This is a genomic window from Hymenobacter sp. CRA2, from assembly GCF_002007105.1.
In the GTDB taxonomy this organism is placed as follows: Bacteria; Bacteroidota; Bacteroidia; order Cytophagales; family Hymenobacteraceae; genus Solirubrum.
Genome location: NZ_MVBC01000020.1, coordinates 1 through 19195, shown reverse-complemented (window position 1 = coordinate 19195; position 19195 = coordinate 1). Strand labels below are relative to the sequence as shown.

12 protein-coding genes are annotated in these 19195 nt (G+C 63.8%); 4 read left to right on the top strand and 8 right to left on the bottom strand.

Going from position 1 to position 19195, the window contains the following annotated elements; all coding sequences use genetic code 11:
• The first annotated feature begins 247 nt into the window (after positions 1-247).
• The 3 genes from B0919_RS22440 to B0919_RS22430 are packed head-to-tail and all read left to right on the top strand — an operon-like array spanning position 248 to position 5491.
• On the top strand, positions 248-2527 hold the full coding sequence (locus B0919_RS22440) for a peptidase domain-containing ABC transporter (protein ID WP_078014548.1): 2280 nt from the start codon (positions 248-250) through the stop codon (positions 2525-2527).
• Between the two features lie 13 nt (positions 2528-2540).
• A complete protein-coding gene (locus tag B0919_RS22435) occupies positions 2541-3833 on the top strand; it encodes an HlyD family efflux transporter periplasmic adaptor subunit (RefSeq protein ID WP_078014547.1) in 1293 nt (430 codons plus the stop codon).
• 38 nt (positions 3834-3871) lie between these two features.
• Complete coding sequence (locus B0919_RS22430; RefSeq protein WP_078014546.1) at positions 3872-5491, top strand: vitamin K epoxide reductase family protein; 1620 nt, start codon at positions 3872-3874, stop codon at positions 5489-5491.
• A 111-nt stretch (positions 5492-5602) separates the two neighbouring features.
• Here B0919_RS22430 and B0919_RS22425 read toward each other — a convergent pair whose 3' ends face one another.
• The 4 genes from B0919_RS22425 to B0919_RS22410 form a co-directional block, all read right to left on the bottom strand.
• Positions 5603-7021, bottom strand: a complete 1419-nt coding sequence (locus B0919_RS22425) for an MATE family efflux transporter (protein ID WP_078014545.1) — start codon at positions 7019-7021, stop codon at positions 5603-5605.
• A 153-nt stretch (positions 7022-7174) separates the two neighbouring features.
• Entirely contained in the window at positions 7175-7762 is a 588-nt protein-coding gene (locus B0919_RS22420; RefSeq protein WP_078014544.1) for a TlpA family protein disulfide reductase, read from the bottom strand.
• A gap of 83 nt (positions 7763-7845) precedes the next feature.
• A complete protein-coding gene (locus B0919_RS22415) occupies positions 7846-8223 on the bottom strand; it encodes a cupredoxin domain-containing protein (protein ID WP_078014543.1) in 378 nt (125 codons plus the stop codon).
• A 24-nt stretch (positions 8224-8247) separates the two neighbouring features.
• A complete protein-coding gene (locus B0919_RS22410; RefSeq protein WP_317043908.1) occupies positions 8248-10569 on the bottom strand; it encodes a heavy metal translocating P-type ATPase in 2322 nt (773 codons plus the stop codon).
• Between the two features lie 341 nt (positions 10570-10910).
• On the opposite strand from B0919_RS22410, the gene B0919_RS22405 reads away from it, so the two are divergent.
• Positions 10911-11213, top strand: a complete 303-nt coding sequence (locus B0919_RS22405; protein ID WP_078014541.1) for a hypothetical protein — start codon at positions 10911-10913, stop codon at positions 11211-11213.
• Positions 11214-11299: 86 nt separating this feature from the next.
• Here B0919_RS22405 and B0919_RS22400 read toward each other — a convergent pair whose 3' ends face one another.
• The 4 genes from B0919_RS22400 to B0919_RS22385 all read right to left on the bottom strand — a co-directional run bounded on the left by B0919_RS22400 (position 11300) and on the right by B0919_RS22385 (position 18857).
• Entirely contained in the window at positions 11300-13453 is a 2154-nt protein-coding gene (locus B0919_RS22400) for a glycoside hydrolase family 97 protein (protein WP_078014540.1), read from the bottom strand.
• A 232-nt stretch (positions 13454-13685) separates the two neighbouring features.
• On the bottom strand, positions 13686-17297 hold the full coding sequence (locus B0919_RS22395; protein ID WP_078014539.1) for an ABC transporter permease: 3612 nt from the start codon (positions 17295-17297) through the stop codon (positions 13686-13688).
• The gene (locus tag B0919_RS22390; protein WP_078014538.1) at positions 17294-18205 is read right to left on the bottom strand and encodes an ABC transporter ATP-binding protein; all 912 of its coding nucleotides are present in this window, start codon (positions 18203-18205) and stop codon (positions 17294-17296) included. Before B0919_RS22390 ends, B0919_RS22395 begins: the two co-directional genes overlap by 4 nt.
• Before the next feature lie 346 nt (positions 18206-18551).
• On the bottom strand, positions 18552-18857 hold the full coding sequence (locus B0919_RS22385) for a hypothetical protein (protein ID WP_078014595.1): 306 nt from the start codon (positions 18855-18857) through the stop codon (positions 18552-18554).
• Between the last annotated feature and the right edge of the window lie 338 nt (positions 18858-19195).

Here is a 19195-nt window from a genome sequence, read left to right as displayed (position 1 = left end):
AAAATGAAATCCATCACCGGTGGCAGACCGCCGGTTGACGACCCGGACGGCTGTGGCTACCGCTGCACCTGCAGCGGTGGAGCCATGGCTTTACCAGCTAACGACGGCCCAGGCGGTGGCATTTGTTACTGCCCCGACGAAAGTCAGATCAGCTGCGGGTAAACCAGCCTCTATTGAATACCGGTTCACAGGTTACGCACTTGTGAACCGGCTTCTTTAGCTTATCTGTGTACGCATAGCGAATACCGTGGCGAAGTTTCCCCATTACCGGCAGCACGACATCATGGACTGTGGCCCTACCTGCCTGCGCATGATAGCGCGGCACTACGGCCGCTCCATTCCGGTGCAGACGCTGCGCGAGAAAGGCCAGCTGGCGCGTGAAGGCACATCCTTACTGGGCCTGGCCGAGGCAGCCGAAGCGGTGGGCTTCCGCACCATGGGCGTGGAAATGGAGATGAGCAGCCTAGTGGAGGAGGCGCCTCTGCCCTGCATCGTGCTCTGGGACCAGAACCACTACGTGGTGGTGCACGACGTGAAAAAGCCACCCTCCTGGGCGCGCTGGCGCGGCAAACTGCGCACGCGTTCCAGAAAGACGTCGGCTCACCAGGAAACTTTCTACGTGGCCGACCCCGGCCGCGGGCTGCTGACTTACTCGGCCGAAGAATTTCAGGAGCACTGGGCCGCCGATGCGCAACAGGGTGCTCACACGGGCATTGCCTTGCTGCTCGAAACCACGCCGGCTTTTTACGAACAGGAAGACGAGGCGCCGGCCCCATCCTACGGCTTCGAGCGCCTGCTTGGCTACGTGCTGCAGCACAAGCAGCTGATCGGGCAACTGCTGCTGGGTCTGGTGGTAGCGGCTGGCTTGCAGCTACTGCTGCCCTTCCTCACGCAGGCCGTGGTGGATGTGGGCGTGAACACCCAGAACGTGCCGTTCCTGTACCTCATCCTGGGGGCACAGCTGGTGCTGCTACTGGGGCGTCTGGCGGTGGAGTTTGTCCGCAGCTGGATACTGCTCTACATCAGCACGCGGCTGAACCTGAACATTCTCTCCGACTTCTTTATCAAACTCATGCGGCTGCCGGTAGCTTACTTCGACACGAAGCACTACGGCGACCTGATGCAGCGCATAAGCGACCATCACCGCATCGAATCCTTCCTGACGGGGCAGGCGCTGAACATCGTGCTTTCCCTGCTGAACCTGGTGGTATTCGGCGTGGTGCTGGCCCTGTACAACACGACCATTTTTCTGGTGTTTGCCGGTAGCAGCGTGCTGTACTTGGGCTGGATACGGCTGTTTCTGCGGCAGCGGCGCAAGCTGGACGAGAAGCGCTTTGCCGCCTCGGCCCGCAGCCAGAGCATGCTGGTGCAGCTGATTCAGGGCATGCAGGAAATCAAGCTCGCGGGGGCCGAACGGCCCATGCGCTGGGCGTGGGAACGGCTGCAGGCGCGGCTGTTTAAGCTGCAAATGAAGTCCCTGAGTCTGCAGCAGTATCAGCAAGCCGGGGCCTTTGCCCTGAACGAGGGCAAAAACGTATTCATCACCTTTCTGGCCGCCAAGGCCGTCATCGATGGGCAGCTGACCCTCGGTGCTATGCTGGCCATGCAGTACATGGTGGGCCAGCTCAACGGCCCGGTGGAGCAGCTGGTGAGCTTCGTGCAGAACCTGCAGGACGCGCAACTCAGCGTGGAGCGGCTCAACGAGATTCACACGATGGCCGACGAGGAGCCCGAGGGCACCCTGGCCCTGGCGCCGCCCGTACCCGCCGGCTCCGTGGCCACCGAGCAGCAGGCCCTGCACCTGCGCAACGTGTCCTTTACCTACCCCGGCGCGGGCCAGGTCACGGTGCTCGACGGGGTGAACCTCTCGATTCCGTCCGGGCGTACCACGGCCATCGTGGGCATGAGCGGCAGCGGCAAAACCACGCTGCTGAAGCTGCTGCTGAAGTTTTACGCGCCCAGCGAGGGCGACATCCGGGTGGGCAACGTGGCGCTGCGCAACGTAAGCCACGCGGGCTGGCGGCAGCAGTGCGGGGTGGTGATGCAGGATGGCTTTTTGTTCTCCGACACCATTGCCCGCAACATCGCCGTGGGCGTGGAAAGCATCGACGCGGCGCAGCTGGCCCACGCCGTGCACGTAGCCAACCTAGAGGATTTTATCGGCACCCTGCCGCTGGGGCTGCACACCAAAATCGGGGCCGACGGCAGCGGCATCAGCCAGGGGCAGCGCCAGCGCATCCTCATTGCGCGGGCCGTATACAAGAATCCGCAGTACCTGTTCTTCGACGAGGCCACCAACGCCCTGGACGCCAACAACGAAGCCGTTATCTGGGGGCGGCTGCAGGAGTTTTTCCGCGGCCGCACCGTGGTGGTAGTGGCCCACCGCCTAAGCACCGTCAGCCACGCCGACCAACTCGTGGTGCTCGACAAAGGCCGGCTCACCGAGAGCGGCACGCACGCCAGCCTCATTGCCCAGCGCGGGCAGTACTGGCACCTCGTCAAAAACCAACTCGCGCTCGGCGCCTAACCTTCTCTGCGTCATGCCTACCCCTACCCGCTTCGTGGAGCTGCGCGCCGAGGAGGTGCAGGACATGCTGGCGCGGCAGCCCACGTGGTTTGTGCGCTGGAGCATCACGCTCATTGCCCTGCTACTGGCCGCAGTGCTCTACGGCAGCTGGCTGATCCACTTCCCCGACCTGGTGCCGGCCAAGTTCACCCTCACCTCCGTCAACGCTCCCAAAACCGCTCCGGCCCGTAGCGGCGGGCGCCTTACACGCCTATTGGTGCACGAGGGCACCACCGTGACCGGCGGCGCACCGCTGGCCTACCTGGAAAGCACTGCTCAGCCCGACGAGGTGTTGCAGCTGAGCCAGCAGCTGCGCCAGGCCTGGCAGCTGGCCAGCGCCGGCCAGCTAGAGCAGGTGGCGCGGCTGCCGTTGGCGCAGTTTCACCAGCTCGGGGAGCTGCAGGCGGCTTATCAGCCCTTTGCCCTGGCACATCTGCAGCTGCGCACGTACCTCACGCAGGGCTTTTTTGCCCGGCAGCGGACCCTGTTGCGGCAGGAGCTCGGCGACCTGCAGGCCATGTCCCGCAACCTGGAGCAGCAGCAGGCCATTCAGGGGCAGGCGCTGGCCCTGGCCGAAAACGACTACCAGCTGCAACAGGGCCTGGCCCAGCAGAAAGTCATTGCGCCCATCGACCTGCAGCGCGAGAAAAGCAAGCTGCTGGCTCAGCAGCTGCCTTACCGCCAAACGGCCTCCTCGCTCATCAGCAACGCCACCGCCCAGCGCGGCAAACAGCAGGAACTGCTGGAGCTGGACAAGTCCATGACCGAGCAGCGCGACCAGTTTTTGCAAGCCCTGAACGCGCTGCAGAGCGCTACCGATGAGTGGGAGCGAAAGTACGTGGTGCGGGCGCCCAGCCCCGGTCGGGTGTTTTTTCCGCTGCCCCTGCAGGAAAATCAGCAGGTGAGCACCGGGCAGATACTCTTTTACGTGGCGCCCGGCAACACCTCCTATGCCGGTCAGATGCGCATCGCGCAGCAAAACGCCGGCAAGGTACAGGTGGGCCAGACGGTGCTCATCCGCTTCAACGGCTACCCTTACCAGGAATTCGGTTTGGTGCGGGGCACGGTAAAGTCGGTGGCGGAAATTCCGCTGCAGGAGGGCTACGTGGCCGAAGTCAGCCTGCCGAGCGACTTAGTGACTTCCCGCGGCAAAAAGCTCAGCTACAAGCTCGGCATGACGGCCACGGCCGAAGTCATTACCCGCGACCAGCGCCTGCTGGAGCGGCTCTTCAATCAGCTCTCGGCGCTAGCGCGGACCGAGCATTGATTTCTCGTCTGTATTTCCCACTCCTTATCCGTTCTCCCATGGAGCAAGTAGTAGCCCGATTTTTACAGCTGCAGCGGCTGCCGGTGGCTCGGCACGAGTTTATCGACCTGGTCCGCTCGCACCCCGATTATCCTTCGCTGCTGAGCGTGTCGGATGTGCTCGACAGCCTGGGCGTCAACAGTCTGGCGGCGCAGTTTGCCGACGAAGACCTGCCCGACGTGGCGTTTCCGTACCTGGCGCACGTGGAGCGCAACGGCGGCGACCTGCTGCTGATCCGCAACGCGGCGGAGCTGGCCGCGGCCCGGCGCGAGGATGCCGGGTGGAGCGGCATCCTGCTGCAGATCGACGGCATGCGCGTGGCCCCGGATAAGGAGCAGCGCGAACGGTACGAGACGGAGCGCAAACTCTTGCTCGTGACCAGGCTCACCGTAGGGCTGACGGCATTGCTCCTTCTGCAGCCGGTGCTGCACTACGCCGGCTGGCTGGGCGCGGGTTTTTACCTCACCGCCTTGGCTGGCGGCTTTATCAGCTACCTATTGTTTGCCAGCGACCTGGACTTTGCGCAAGAGCTGGTAGCGGAGTTTTGCGGTGGCGGCCCCCAGGCCGGCTGCGACGACGTGCTGCACACCGACCCCGTCAACGTGCTGGGCTTCTTCAAGCTCTCCGATGCGTCGGCCACGTACTTTCTCTGGCAAGCAGCCGTGCTGACCAGCCTGGCGCTGGCGCCTGATCTAAGGCCGGGCGTATATCCCTTGCTCGGCATTGCGGCGGTCCTGGGCCTGCCGGTGGTGGCATTGTCGGTCTATTACCAATATGCCGTGGCCAAGGCCTGGTGCCGCCTGTGCCTGGGCGTGGATGCCGTGCTGCTGGTGCAGGCCGGCCTGGCCGTGTACGCTTTTGCCGCCGGACAATTTACCCTTGGTACGCTGGCGCCGGTAGCGGTGCTGAATGCCGCCTTGGCGCTGCTGGCTATTGCGGGCCTGGTGGTGTTGCTGAAGCAGTACGGCCAGCGCCACAACGATTTGCTCAAGCGTAAGCAGCAGTTGCAGCAGGGCAAAAACGCGATAGAGCTGTTCACCGCCGCATTGCAACAGCAGCCGCGCGCCGATACCCGCGAATTCGCGCAGGAAATGGTCATCGGCAACCCCGAGGCGCCGGTCGAAATCATCATGGTGAGCAACCCCTTCTGCGCGCCCTGCAAACACATGCACGCGCGCCTGGACCACCTGCTCCAGCTTTACCCCGAGCAGCTGAAGCTGCGCATGCGCTGGGTTATCAGCGGGGCCGACTCCGGCAAATTCCCGACGAGCACGCAGTACCTGCTGCAGCACTGGCTGACGCACGTGTGGGGCACGCCCGATCAGTCGCAGCGCACCAGCGACATGATCCATGCCTGGTACGCGGTGATGAACCCGGAGCGTTTCGGCGCCACGCATCCCGCCGACTTCAGCGGCGACCATGCGCTGAGCACCCAGCTTGTGACGCAGCACAACCTGTGGAGCCGCCAGCAGCACATCAAGCGCACCCCCACGCTCTTCATCAACGGCTACCAGTTCCCGCCCGGCTACAAGCCCACCGACCTGCAGCTGCTGATTCCCAGCCTCGCCGATTACTTCAGCGCCGAGGTGGCCACCGATGAGCTGCTGCAACCGGCTTAATTTCCCGGGCGCCGTTATGAAAGCTTTGGCCCCCGGCCGCACGCGTGCGGCCGGGGGCCGATTTTGTACCCGGGCTACGCCTGGTCGCCATCAGTATTCGGCCGTTGCGGCTCAAGTGCGCTCTTCGGCCACGGGGCTGAGCGCGTCTACTTCGTTTTGCAGCGGATCGACTAGGTCCTTGCGCAGCCAACGGCCCCGCAGAAACAGCAGCAGCGACACCGAGGCGGCCAGCACGTTGGACACCACAAACGACCACCACAGCCCGCGGAAGCCCAGGTCGGTGTGGCTCGACAGGTACCAGGCAACAGGGAACTGTAGCACCCAGGTACTGACGATGGTCAGCATCATGGCCGTCAGCGTGTTGCCGGTGCCGCGCAGCGCCCCCGATACGGATTGCTGCACGCCCGTAAAGCACAGGCTGCCAGCGGCAATACGCACAAATTCCACCGCGTCGCGTGTCACGGCTTCGTCGCCGGCCAGGAAAAAGCGCACCAGCGGCTCGGCCGCCACGAACACGGCCGCGCCCACCAGCAGCAGCAACGTGAAGCTCACCCCGATGGCGTAGCGGGCCGTGTGCAGGGCCCGCTCGGGGTTGCGCGCGCCGATGTTCTGGGCCACCAGGGTGGAGCAGGCCAGCGAAATGCCCAGCGCCGGGATAATCCCGATGGCCAGCAGCCGCGAGCCGATGCCGTACGTGGCCAGCACCGTAGTGCCGAAGCCGGCCGCCAGCGTAGTCATCATCGACAGGCCCAGGGCCCGCGCCGACAAATCAATGGACGAGGGCACGCCGAGGGTGAAAGCGCGCTGCATGAGCTGGAAATCGGGGCGGAAGCCGCGGAAGCTTAGCGCAATGCCCGAGCGCCCGCGCAGCAACACCGCCATGCCCAGCACCATCGACAGGCCCTGCGTGCTCACGGTAGCCATGGCCGCCCCGGCCACGCCCAGCCCCGGCACGGGGCCCCAGCCGTAGATGAAAAGCGGGTCGAGCAGGAAGTTCAGCGCCAGGGCCAGCAGGTTGATGTAGAGCGGGATGCGCACCTGCCCCACGCCCCGCATCAGGGCCTGAAACATGATGAAGCCGAAGTTCAGCGGCAGGCCCAGGAACAGCACCCGCTGAAAGGCATCGGCCTCGGTGAAGATATCGGCCCCTACTCCGATGAGGTGCAGCAGCGCGGGCGAAGCGAAGTAGGCCACGACCGTCAGCAGCACCGATAGCACCAGCTCCAGCGCCAGCGTCTGGGCCGCCACGTGGTTGACCATGCCGAGGTTACGCGCCCCGAAGTTCTGGGCCACCAGCACCGAGCCGGCCACCGAAAACCCCGAGCCCAGCGCCACGAGCAGGAAGTTGATGGGGAAGCTCACCGCTACCGCCGCCACCGCATCGGCCCCGAGCCGGCCTACCCAAAACGCATCGACGAGCTGGTAGCCCGTTTGCAGCAGGTTGGCCAGCACGATGGGCAGGGCCAGCCGCAGCAAGGACTGCAGAATGGGGCCTTCGGTGAGGCGGGGAGACGAAACGGGAGCAGCCATACGCGGAAAGCAAATGCTTTCCCTAACGCAGCCCGGCGGCGTGGGTTGGAGAGGGCGCCCGCAACTGTTTAACCGACTAGCTGCTTTGGGCAGGCCTGATAGCCCACCAGGCAAGGCATTTTGCCAAGCAGAAGCAATGCCCTACCCCGTTTGCTACCGACCTTTTAGCTGGCGCAGAAAGCGCAGCATCTGCTCGTTGTCGTAATCGGCCATACCCTCGTGGCGGTCCACAATGTCGCCGTTGGGCGCGATGATGAACGTAGTCGGAATCGACTCGGTGGCGTAGGTGGCGGGCAGCGCGTCGCCGAGCGTGTAGACGGGGGCGGTGAAGCCGCGCCGGGCCACGAAGCGCCGGGCTTTGTCCGGGTTCTGGTCCAGCGACACCAGCACCACGGCGATGTTATCTTTTTTGGTTTTCTGGTGCAGACGCTCCAGGCCCGGCATTTCGGCCACGCAGGGCGGGCACCAGGTAGCCCAGAAGTTGAGCAGAATAACCTTACCGCGCAGCTGCGCCAGCGTGGTCGGCTGGCCGTCGAGGGTGCGCAGGGCCAGGGCGTAATCGGCCTTGGGGCCCGGCTTGGCAGGCAATGTGGCTGCCGGCCGAAACAGGCCAGTGGCCAACATCCCCTGCTGCATCCGCCCCAGCACTTCGGTGTGTAGGCCGGTGGCGTACAAGGTGGCAGGTATCAGCACGTACAGAGAGGGGCGCAGGAAGCGGCTCCAGCGGCGGGGTTGATTCATCGAAAGAAAACAAACAAAAACGAGCGGCCACAGCCGGTCAGCCGCCTTGCCCGGCGCAAGGTACTACGCCGGGCGCTACGGGCTTACTTGACTACCAGGCTGCCGCGCAGCATGTGCATGCCGCAGGTGAATTCGTAGCGGCCGGGCTGCCGGGGCAGCAGCTCGATGGCCGTGGTCTGGAACGGGGGGAGCTCGCGCCGAATCTGAAAATCGGGCAGCAACAGCTCCTCTGAGCAGCTGTTGTCTTCGGCGCGGTAGAAGTTGAGCTGCACCAGCCGGCCGCGCTCCACCTCGATGACGTCAGGTGAGTAGCCGCCCTTCACCGTGATGTCGACCTGCTGCACGCCGCCAGTACCGGCCACGGCCGCAGCCACGCGGTGCGGGGCAAAGAAGAAAAACCAGACGACCAGGGCAATAAGCCCCGCGCCGCCCGCCGTAACCAGTAGTTGGGCAGTATCCATGAGCGAAGAAGGCAAAGCGCCGGACTAGCGCGGCCGGTAGGCGCGCAGGCGCAGCGAGTTGGTGAGCACCGATACCGAGCTAAGGGCCATGGCCGCGGCCGCCAGCATGGGCGAGAGCAGCCAGCCGGTGACAGGATATAGCAGCCCGGCCGCCACCGGAATACCCAGCGTGTTGTAGATGAAGGCGAAAAACAGGTTTTGGCGGATGGTGCGCATGGTTTGGCGCGACAACTCGATGGCCGTGACCACACCCTGCAGATCGGAGCGCATGAGGGTGATGCCGGCCGCCTCCATGGCCACGTCGGTACCCGAGCCGATGGCCAGGCCGATATTGGCCTGGGCCAGCGCGGGCGCGTCGTTGATGCCGTCGCCCACCATGGCTACGGTGCGGCCCTCGGCCTGCAGGGCTTTCACGGTGCCGGCTTTGTCCTGGGGCAGCACCTCGGCGAAGTACCGAGTGATGCCCACCTGCTCGGCTACCCGGGCAGCCGTTTGGGGGTTGTCGCCGGTCATCATCACCACTTCCAGCCCTTGCTGCTGCAGGCGGCGGATAGCAGCGGCCGAGGTGTCGCGCACGGTATCGGCCAGGGCCAGCAGCGCCGCCGGCCGCCCGTCGATGGCGGCGTAGAGCACGGTTTTGGCCTCGCCGAGCAACTGCTGCGCCTGCGCTTCTAGTGCGGGCGTCAGGGCCACGCCGTGCTCGGCCAGCAGGCGGCGGTTGCCGATGAGCACCTGCCGGCCGGCCACGCGGGCGGCGGCTCCGCGGCCTTCGTGGGCCTGGAAACCCTCGGCTTCCAGTCGCCCTGCTCCCTTGCCCTCAGCGTAGCGCACCACGGCCTCGGCCAGCGGGTGCTCTGAGTGCCGCTCCACGGCGGCCAGGGTAGCTAGCAGTTCGGCAGCGTCAGAACCGGCGGCGGGCACAAAGTCCGTCACGCCCGGCTCGCCGCGGGTGATGGTGCCGGTTTTGTCGAGCAACACGGTATCCACTTGGTAGGCCTTTTCCAGGGCCTCGCCGTTGCGGATGAGCACGCCGTGCTCGGCGCCCTTGCCCGTGCCCACCATGATGGCTGTGGGCGTAGCCAGCCCCAGCGCGCAGGGGCAGGCAATGATGAGCACGGCCACGAAGTTGGTCAGCGCCAGCGGCAGGCGCTGCGCCGGGGTGGCCAGATCAAACCAGGCCACAAATGTGAGAATGGCAATGATGACGACCACCGGCACGAACACGGCGCTGACCTTGTCGGCCAGGCGCTGAATGGGCGCGCGGCTGCCCTGGGCCTCTTCCACCAGGCGCACAATATGCGCGAGCATGGTTTCGGCGCCCACCTTGGTCACGCGGAAGCGAAAGGCCCCGGTCTTGTTGAGGGTGGCGCCGAACACGGCGTCGCCGGCCCGTTTTTCCACCGGCAGGCTTTCCCCGGTGAGCATGGATTCGTCGAGGGCCGAGTGCCCGCTGAGGATGACGCCGTCGGTGGCTACTTTCTCGCCGGGGCGTACCAGCACTTCGTCGCCCAGACGCACCTGCTCGATGGGCACGTCGACTTCCTGCCCGCCGCGCAGCACGCGGGCGGTTTTGGCCTGCAGGCTCATCAGGGCTTTGATGGCGGCCGAGGTTTTCTGCTTGGCCCGGCTTTCCAGCACCTTGCCCAGCAGAATCAGGGCAATGATGGTGGCGGTGGTGTCGTAGTACACCTCGGGCATGAGGCCGCGCTGCATGAAAAAGTGCGGCGCTACCGTGGCCACCAGGCTGTAGAGAAACGCCGCGCCGGTGCCCACCGCAATGAGCGTGTCCATGCTGGCGGTGCGGTGGCGCAGCCCGTTCCAGGCCGACACGTAGAACTCGCGGCCGCTGTACAGGAGCACGGGCAGCGTGAGCATGAGCAGCACGTAGTTGAGCACCGGCGTCGGAATCAGGTGCATCAGCCGGGGCCAGAGCATGAGCATGCTCAGGGGCATGATGAGCGCGGCCAGCCCGACGGCCACCTGAAAGCGCCGCACCAAATGGGCGTAGGCCTGGGCTTTGCGCTGCGCCAGCTCGTCGGCGTTGGCCGAGGCCAGGCCGGGCGCGGGCGGCGTCACCGGCTCGTGCACGCCGTAGCCCGCTTTTTCCACGGCGGCCTTCAGCCCGGCGCGGTCAATCTGGCTGGGCAGGTACTCGACGGTGGCCTTCTCGCTGGCCAGGTTCACGGTGGCCTGCTGCACGCCAGGTGTGCGGCGCAGGGCCCGCTCCACGAAGTTGGAGCAGGAGGCGCAGGTCATGCCCTCGATGTCCAGCGTAGCCGTTTGCGGGGCTTCGGCAGGAGCAGCGGGCGGGCTGCCAGCGGGCAAGGGGTGGTGGGCAGTATTCACGGGTGTAAGCGTCCTGAGTTGGGTGGGAGCATCCCACCGCAAATAAACCGGCTCGGGCCTCCGCGGGATGTGCATAATTCGCTTCCCGACCTTACAACATTCGCCCGGAGCCGCTTAGCTCCCCGCCCGCGGTACAACATTACGCCTACGGATTACAGGATTTGCAGCGCTGCGCGTCCTTGTCGAACTCCTAAGTATTTACCCCGATTTCGGGGCAACCACGTAGCAGTCTGCACGATAAATCCGTATAAGGATGCGCTTCACCCAGCACCGCGGCTCCGGCTTCCTTACGGCCTGGGCCCTTGCCATCGACTTCCACCCCCTCAAATGCTCCTTCCGTCATGCCACCTACTCCCAACGTGCGCGCTTTGGTTGAAAAGAACAAATCCGTTGCCGAAATCCACCTGGTGGTGCAGCTCTCGCCCGATACCGCCGTGCCCTGGCGCTGGGACCTGCCCTACCCGCTCTGGGCCAGCTGGGGCACGGCCCGCACCGCCCGCTGGGTAGCCGATCAGTTTCACCACCATGACACAGCCCTTTCGCGCCAGATCGGAGGCGAAAAGCTCCGCCAAGCCGTGCTGCGGGCCCTGGAAGTGCACCGCCGGTTCTTCCGCGTGACGTGGCTGGCTGACCTGGCCCAGTAACCCGCGGCCACTCCGCCCTTACTGATTAAACCAAAAAAAGCCGCGCCCCAGCAAGGGACGCGGCTTTTTGTTAGCCTTTGGGTAGCCTAGCGGCCGGCTTCCACCAGGCTGATGGCGTAGCCGCCGCCGGGGGCGCAGAGCTGCGTCAACTTGGTTTTGCGGGTCACCGTCTGCTTGCGGATCTGGTAGGCCTGCGGGTTCTTCTCGTAGTGCGCGTCCTTGGCATCGGCGTAGATGGTGGCCGTGTACTTCTTGCCGGGCTCCAGGAAGCTCAGGTCGATTTTGGAGGTGCGGCCCTGCTCGTCGCAGGTGCTGCCCACAAACCAGCTGCTCTTTCCCTTGGCCTTGCGGGCGTAGGTGATGTAGTCACCGGGCTCGGCTTCCAGCACTTTGGTGTCGTCCCAGTCCACGGCCACGTCCTTGATGAACTGAAAGGCGTCGAGGTGCTGGTTGTAGTGCTCGGGCAGGTCGGCGGCCATCTGCAGGGGCGAGTACATGGTCACGTACAGGGCCAGCTGCCGGGCCAGCGTGCTGTGCACAAAGGAGGTGTTCTGCGGATTCAGCGCGCTGATGCGGGTCTGGAAGATGCCGGGCGTGTAGTCCATCGGGCCGCCGATGAGGCGGGTGAACGGCAGGATGGTGGTGTGGTCGGCGTTGTTGCCGCCAAACGACTCGTACTCCGTGCCGCGGGCGGCCTCGTTGCCGATAAGGTTGGGGTAAGTGCGGGCCAGCCCGGTGGGGCGCACCGCCTCGTGCCCGTTCACCATAATCTTGTGCTCGGCGGCCTTTTCCAGCACGTAGTTGTAGTGGTTGATCATCCACTGGTCGTAGTGCTTGTGGCCCAGCGGCACGATGTCACCCACGTAGCCGGTTTTCACCGAGGTGTAGCCGTACTTGTTCATGAACTGGAAAGCCGTGTCGAGGTGCCGCTCGTAGTTGCGCACCGAGCCGGAGGTTTCGTGGTGCATGATGATGCGCACGTTCTTGCTCTGGGCGTAGCGGTTCAATTCGGCCACGTCGAAGTCGGGGTACGGCGTCACGAAGTCGAACACGTAGTCCTTGTGCTTACCGAACCAATCTTCCCAGCCGGTGTTCCAGCCTTCCACCAGCACGGCGTCAAACCCGTGCTGCGCGGCGAAGTCGATGTACTGCTTCACGCGCTGGTTGTTGGCCGCGTGGGTGCCGTTGGGCTTCACCTGCTTGTAGTCGACTGAGTCGAGCTTGATGTTGTCCAGGTTGGTGTACGACCACGTGCTTTTGCCCGTAATCATTTCCCACCACACGCCCACGTACTTCACCGGCTTGATCCACGACACGTCCTTGAACTTGGTGGGCTCGTTCAGGTTCAGCACCAGCTTGGAAAGCAGAATATCGCCCGCTTTGTCGCTCACGATAACCGTGCGCCAGGGCGAGTTGGCGGGCGTCTGAATCAGGCCCTTGTCGCCCACCGCGTCGGGCGTCAGGTGCGACTCCAGCGTCATCGTTTTGTCGTCCAGCTCCAGGTGCATGCAGGAGTAGTCGATGAGCGCGGCTTCGTGGATGTTGATGTACAGGCCGTCCTGACTTTTGAGCATCAGCGGCGTCTGCAGGCCCGTGGGCGAAAACGGCGTCTGCGAGGCATTGGGCGTGGTGGCGGCCTTCATCTTGCCGCGCACTTCCGAGAGCTTGGAAGTGACGGTGCTGTACTCCTGGGTGTCGTAGTCGCCAGGCAGCCAGAAGGCTTTATGGTCGCCGGCCAGGGCAAACTGCGTGCGCTCCTCCTTGATGGTGAAGTAGTCGAGCTTGGGCTGGCGCGGGAATTCGTAGCGGAAGCCCAGCCCGTCGTCGAACACGCGGAAACGCACGCGGATGGTGCGCTGCGTTTCGGCCTGCGTGAGCGTGACGGCCAGCTCGTTGTAGTGGTTGCGGATGGTCTTGGCCTCGCCCCACACCGGCTGCCATGTCTCGTCGAAGGAGCGGGTCTGGTTGGCCGTCTGCGTGAAGCCGCTTTGCAGGCTGGTGGTGCCCTTCAGCTCCAGACCCAGCTTGCTGGTTTTGATGACGTCGCGCCCCTTGTAGCGGAGCCGGTAAGTCGGCACGCCGCCCGATTGCAGGTTGAAGTTAAGCGTGAGCTGCCCGTTGGGCGACTTGATTTCTTCGGCCTGCGCCGCGGCCCCGAACAGCCCCAGGCAGAGCAACAGCAGCCACTGGGCGGCGGATCGAGAAGAAGGGAAACGCAATGAGTACACGGGGTGCTTCATGTGGGAAAAGACTTGCCGCCAGGTGGCCCTGGCCGGCGCGGAGGAGCAGCGAAAAAACAAAAAAACTACGCAAGTATAACCTCCACAGCGGTAGCAACCGAAGCCTTCTAATCGAAGGCGGGCCGCCATCTACCCGATGACGGCCCGCCTGCTGCCGCTGCCGGCACTTTTCCTCCCTGTCAGCCCCCTCCCCTGCCTGCGGATGTTGGCTGCCGGGCTGCGCGGCGCGTCCTCAGCGGCCCAGCTTCACCGGCTGCACGTTGTTGTCGCCGACCACATCAATGAGCAGCAGGTACGGATCGATGCCGGCGCGGGCGGGCTGGCCGGGCACGGTCACCCGTATCGTCTGCCGACCCGTGCGGATGCGGTGCTTCTGCAGGTAAAGCGGCTGGGCATAGTCCTCGTTTTTTGCGCGGGGCGCCAGCACGCCGATTTCCACCCAGTCATTCATGGGCACTTCGCGCTCCGCCCCCGCGCTGTCGACCACCAGCTTGCGCGCCTGCACATCAAGGGTTACCTGCCAGCGGCTGGCGGCGGTTTGCTGGGCCACGGCCTGCTCGGTTTTCAGCTCCCAGTAAGTATTGGTTTCGAATAGGTCGCGCAGCAGGTAGTGCAGCGAATCGGGCGTGGCGGCGCGTAGCTCCCGGTACAGGTCGAGGGTGGTGGCCAGCGGCGCCGTGGGCGCATCGTGCTCGGCAATCATGCGCCGCACCGCCGCGTTTACCTTGTCCCGCCCGATGTATTTGCTCAGCGCGTACAGCGCCAGCGGCCCCTTGCGGTAGCCCAGAAACGCGTTGTCGGAGCGCAGCAGCGGCGCCATGGCCCGTGAGCGGGGCACCTCGTAGGACTGCCGCAGGAAGCTTAGGTAGCGGCGCAGGTGGCCGTAGCCGTAGCCCTGCTCCAGCACCTGCATCCCCGAGTACACGGCCAGGCCTTCGGCCATCACCTGCACGCCTTCCACGGAGGCGTAGGCCCCGCCAAACTGGTGCCCCATCTCGTGGGCCAGCACGTAGTAAGGCAGATCGAAGCCGCTGGGGCTGTCGTCGGGGCGCATCAGAGCAAACTGCTCGCCGTAATCGATGGTGCTGGCTTCGGCGTTCAGCTCGCCTTCGTTACCGGCCCGCTCCACCACCGTCAGGTGCCCGTAGGGGTAGCGGCCAAACTGCGCCGTGTAGTACCCCAGAGAAGCACGAATGCTGCGCAGCATCCGCTCCACGTTGGCCGCGTGCCCCGGGTAGTAGTACAGGCTGATGGAAACCCGTTGGCCCGCCCCGGTTGCCGCAGTATCCGTCCACTGCGTTTGGCGCACGGCGTAGGGCGCCGAGAAGAAAGCCGCCTGGTTTTGAATCGGCGCATCCGTCACGTAATGAAAGTAGCGGCGGCCACCAGCGGTCCAGGTTCGGCGCAGTTGCCCCGGCGCCACGGCCACTTGGTCGGGCGTGGTACTCACCACCGCGTCGAGCAGCATCCAGTCGCCGCGGGTTGATTTCTCGCGGGCGGCCATGTCGTAGAGCGAGGGAATGTCGGGGCGCGGACGCAGGCCGTATTGCTGGCGCAGGCCCGCCTCGCGCAGCTCGCGCATGGGCTGGTAGCCGATGCCGGGCAACGCGTCCTGGTACATCAGGTAAGTGCCCGAGTGCTCCACCAGAGCGTTAACGCCGCTGTTGCCAAAGCCTTGCGGCCGGGCCTGTACCCGGAAGCTGAGCTGCAGGGAGTCGCCGGGCTGCAAAGGTTGGGCGAGCTTGTAGATGCGGTAATTCACTTCGTCGTCGGACAGCACCTGGGTAGCCGGGCGGCCAAAGGACACGGCGCTGGTTTCCACGTCCGGCGCGGGCGCCAGGTGAATGGAATCGAGCGGCGCGGCGCTGCGGTTGACCAAGCGGTACGTGCCCCGAATCGTCACGGCCTGCTGCTCGGGGTACAGCTCCACCTCCAGCTTGGCACTGGTCAGGGCCGGTTGCGGGCGGCGGGCGTACCGGGCGTAGCGCCGCTCATACTCGGCCCGCTGCCGGGTGCGGTCCGCCGCCGTGGTGTAGTCGTTGCGAATGTTGGTGTTGTAGAAAATGAATCCGCCCAGCGCCAACACCAGCCCGGCAGCCAGACCAGCCGCCGCGGCCGTGGGCCGCGTGAAGCGGCCGCGCGCCAGCGCGACCCGCGCACCGAAGCTCATCTGCTTGCCCCGGGGCCAAAGCAGGCAGGCCACCACCGCGAGCAGCAGCGCCCACGCCATCCAGTAGGCCTTAAACCACAGCCAGGGCCCGAGCGAAGCCCCGAAACCGCGGATATCGGTGTACGACCAGTCGGGTGCTCCGCCGAACACCAGCAGGTGATGGTGAATGCCGAGCTTGCCCGCAAAGCCGATGTAGCCCAGCGCGAGCAGCAGCACCAAGTGGCCCACGTATTTCTGATTTACCAGCGCGTGCACGGCCAGCGCCAGCAGGGCGAAGAGCAGGTACTCCACCAGCTGCAGCCCGAAGAGCGTCTGCAGATACAGCCCGATTTCAAAATGGTGGTAGCCGAGGATGCTTTGCAGCAGCACCCCGCCCAGCAGCAGAATGCCCATCCACACCACGAGCAGCAGCCCGAGCCCGAGGAACTTCCCCGCGAAAAGAGCCCACTCCGGCACCGGCGCCGCGTCGGCAATGTCGCTCATACCGGCTTCCCGCTCCCGCCACACCAGCTCCCCGGCGAAGTACATAAGCAGCAGCGGAATGATGATCCAGGGAGTCTTGACGTTGCCGAGGGGCGGCGTCAGAAACTCAACCACCTGCTGGGTGGTCGGATACAGCGGAATGGTATTCTGCTGCATAAACTCCGACCCGAGCAACGCCGAGCCCAGCGCCAGAATCGTCACGAGCGTGAGCCCGACGCGGCTCCGGGCCAGCTTCCCAAAGGACGACCAGGCTACGGCCAGTGCTTGCCGGAGGTGCGTCGCAAAACCGAAGGAGCGCGGCACCGCTACCAACGTAACCGGGCTGCTGACCACCGCTGGGGCTGGCACCTTGGCCGTAGCCCGGCGCCACCAGCGGCGGCCCTGGCTACCGGCAGCGGGGTGGCCAAGGTGAAAGCGGACGTACGTAAAGGCCAGTAGGCCCAGCGCCACGCCCAGCCAGATGAGGCGGTTCCAGAGCAGCAGGCCCTTGGGCACAAACAGCCGGGTATTCTGCTCCACCGGGGTCCAGGTTTCCAGCTCGCTGCTCAGCACGCTGCCGAAGCCCACGAGGTCCAGCAGTTTGGTCAGCCCCCACCAGCCCACGTACTGGGCCATAATCATCACCACGAAGTGGGAGGTGATAAACAGTGACACGCTGCCGAGGTAGCTGGTGATGGGCCGCCGCGTAAGGGTCGCCACCGCAAACTGCACCGTGGTGCCCACCAGGGCCATGGGCAAGCTCAGGAAGGCGTAAGCGGTGAGGTAGGCCTCGGGCCGAAACGGGCCCAGCAGCACGCCCTCCCGGCTGCCCGGCAACTGAAAGCCGAGCATCAGGCCCAGCTGCACCGCCAGCAGCAGCAGGGCGTTCAGCGCGAAAGCGGCCAGAAACCGGCCGCCTAGGTAGCTGGCCTTGCTGACGGGCACGGTGTACATCAGCGGGTGCATCCGCGTCTGCACGTCGCGCGCGGCCGCGTCGCCGCTGATGGCTCCGGCCATGAGCAGCCAGAGCACGCTGCTGCCCACCGTGAAGAAGGCAATGGCCGACGGCGCGTTGTGGTAGGTGCCGTCGGTGGGGGTGCTGATTTTGGTCAGCAGCACGGGCAACAGCAGCATTACCGCCAGAAACAGCCAGGTCGAGACGTGGCTCAGCTGGTAGCGGAATTCGTAGCGAAAGATCTTGCCGAACTTCATACCTGCACCTGCTCATTCGGTTGGGCTACCGCTCGTCCGCAGTGCCCGGCCATGGTGCTGAAGTACACGTCTTCCAGGTCCGGGGCTATGGGCTCGAAGCCACCGCCCAGCGCTTCTTCGCTGTAGATGTGCACCAGGGTGCGGCCGCTCAACAGCTTGGTCGAAATTACGTTGTATTCCTGCTCCAGCTGGGGCAAGGCGCTTTTCTCCACGATTCGGCGCCAGATGCGGCCCTGCAGTGCCTCCACAGCCCGCAGCGGCTCGGCTTCGAGCAGGATTTGCCCGCGGTTGATGATGGCCATGTGGGTGCACAGCTCGGCTACGTCTTCCACGATGTGCGTGGAAAGGATGACCACGCTCTGCTCGCCCAACTCGCTGAGCAGGTTGAGGAAGCGCACGCGCTCGGCGGGGTCCAGGCCTGCCGTGGGCTCGTCCACAATCAGCAGCTGAGGGTTGCCCAGCAGTGCCACGGCCACGCCGAACCGCTGCTTCATACCGCCCGAAAAGCCGCCCAGCCGTTGCCGGCGCACCTCCCACAGGTTGGTTTGGCGCAATAGCCGCTCAACCACCTCCCGGCGTGCCCGCTGCGCGGTAATGCCCTTCAGCACAGCGAAATAATCTAGCAGGTCCTCGGCGCGGGCTTTGGGGTATACACCGAATTCCTGCGGCAAGTAGCCCAGCGTCTGGCGCACAGCGTCCTTTTGGCGCAGCACGTCAAGGCCACCGAGCTGGATGCTGCCCGCGTCGGGCTCCTGCAGCGTGGCCAGAATGCGCATCAGCGTTGACTTCCCCGCCCCGTTTGGGCCCAGCAGCCCATACATGCCCGCTGGGATAGTAAGCGAGACGTCCTTGAGTGCCTGCACCCCATTGGCGTACGTTTTGGCGACATTTTGTATAGTTAGCTGCATGCTTTTGACGAAGTAAAAGAGCTTTGTATTACAAAGTTTTAAGGCAAAAAAAATATATAGTAGCACCTATTATTAAACATTCCTCTTACAGATAGATAAACACAACCTGCAAGCAGCAATAAAATACACATATACCTTTACTCTATGAGCTATATAAGCGCAGGTAGATGACCGTCACCGCTCCTAATACATGAGCGCGTTTATCTACCGCCGGCAATAGTCCATTCTCATAAACAATCTGACAATCATACACTTTCAAAGTATTGTCGAGCATATCTGCGCCTGCAAGCCACAGAACGAAAATACTCCTCTCCTGCTCTTACAGCCAGCATTATCAAATAAGCAATTAGATACTTGCCAGCATAAGGTCTATTTTATCGAACAGCTCGCCTACGCCTAGAGCCGCCCATATAACAAAAATCCCCAGCGCTACCTTTCCAAGTTGTGGAATCGAAAAACCAATTCTGTTTTTAATAAAAGCATCAATCATTGGAAAATAAATAGATGATACCAAAATAAGGAATATACCAAAGCCCGGGTCATTCCCCCAGAAAGTATTAATTATCCCGATTACAAAAACGACTATCCCAAACATTCCCCCTATCAGGGCACCTGCAGATGATCTATTTTTCAGCGCTGAGTTGATTTCCATGCCCATTGTCTTTTAAAGTTTTTGAGTCGACTCCAGCGGTTCGATGCGGAGGTACGGCAAAGTAATAAAAAGAACTTTGCATTTCAAAGTCAACCGCTGCCAACATTGTCGCTACCTCTTCTTTCCTATGCTTTCAGTCTGTGTTCATCCCCAGCCGTCTGGAGCTAAATGCCGACTACTTACCACGCCGGCGGGTACCGGTAGGTCCTTTTATAGCGGATTCATGAACGATGTACATGATAACCACAATGGTTGAACCAGGCTTTGGCATCCTTGCTGGAAATCCACTCAACCGCGGTTTGGATAGCCGCCTCCAGTGCTTCACGGGTACGGGCCTG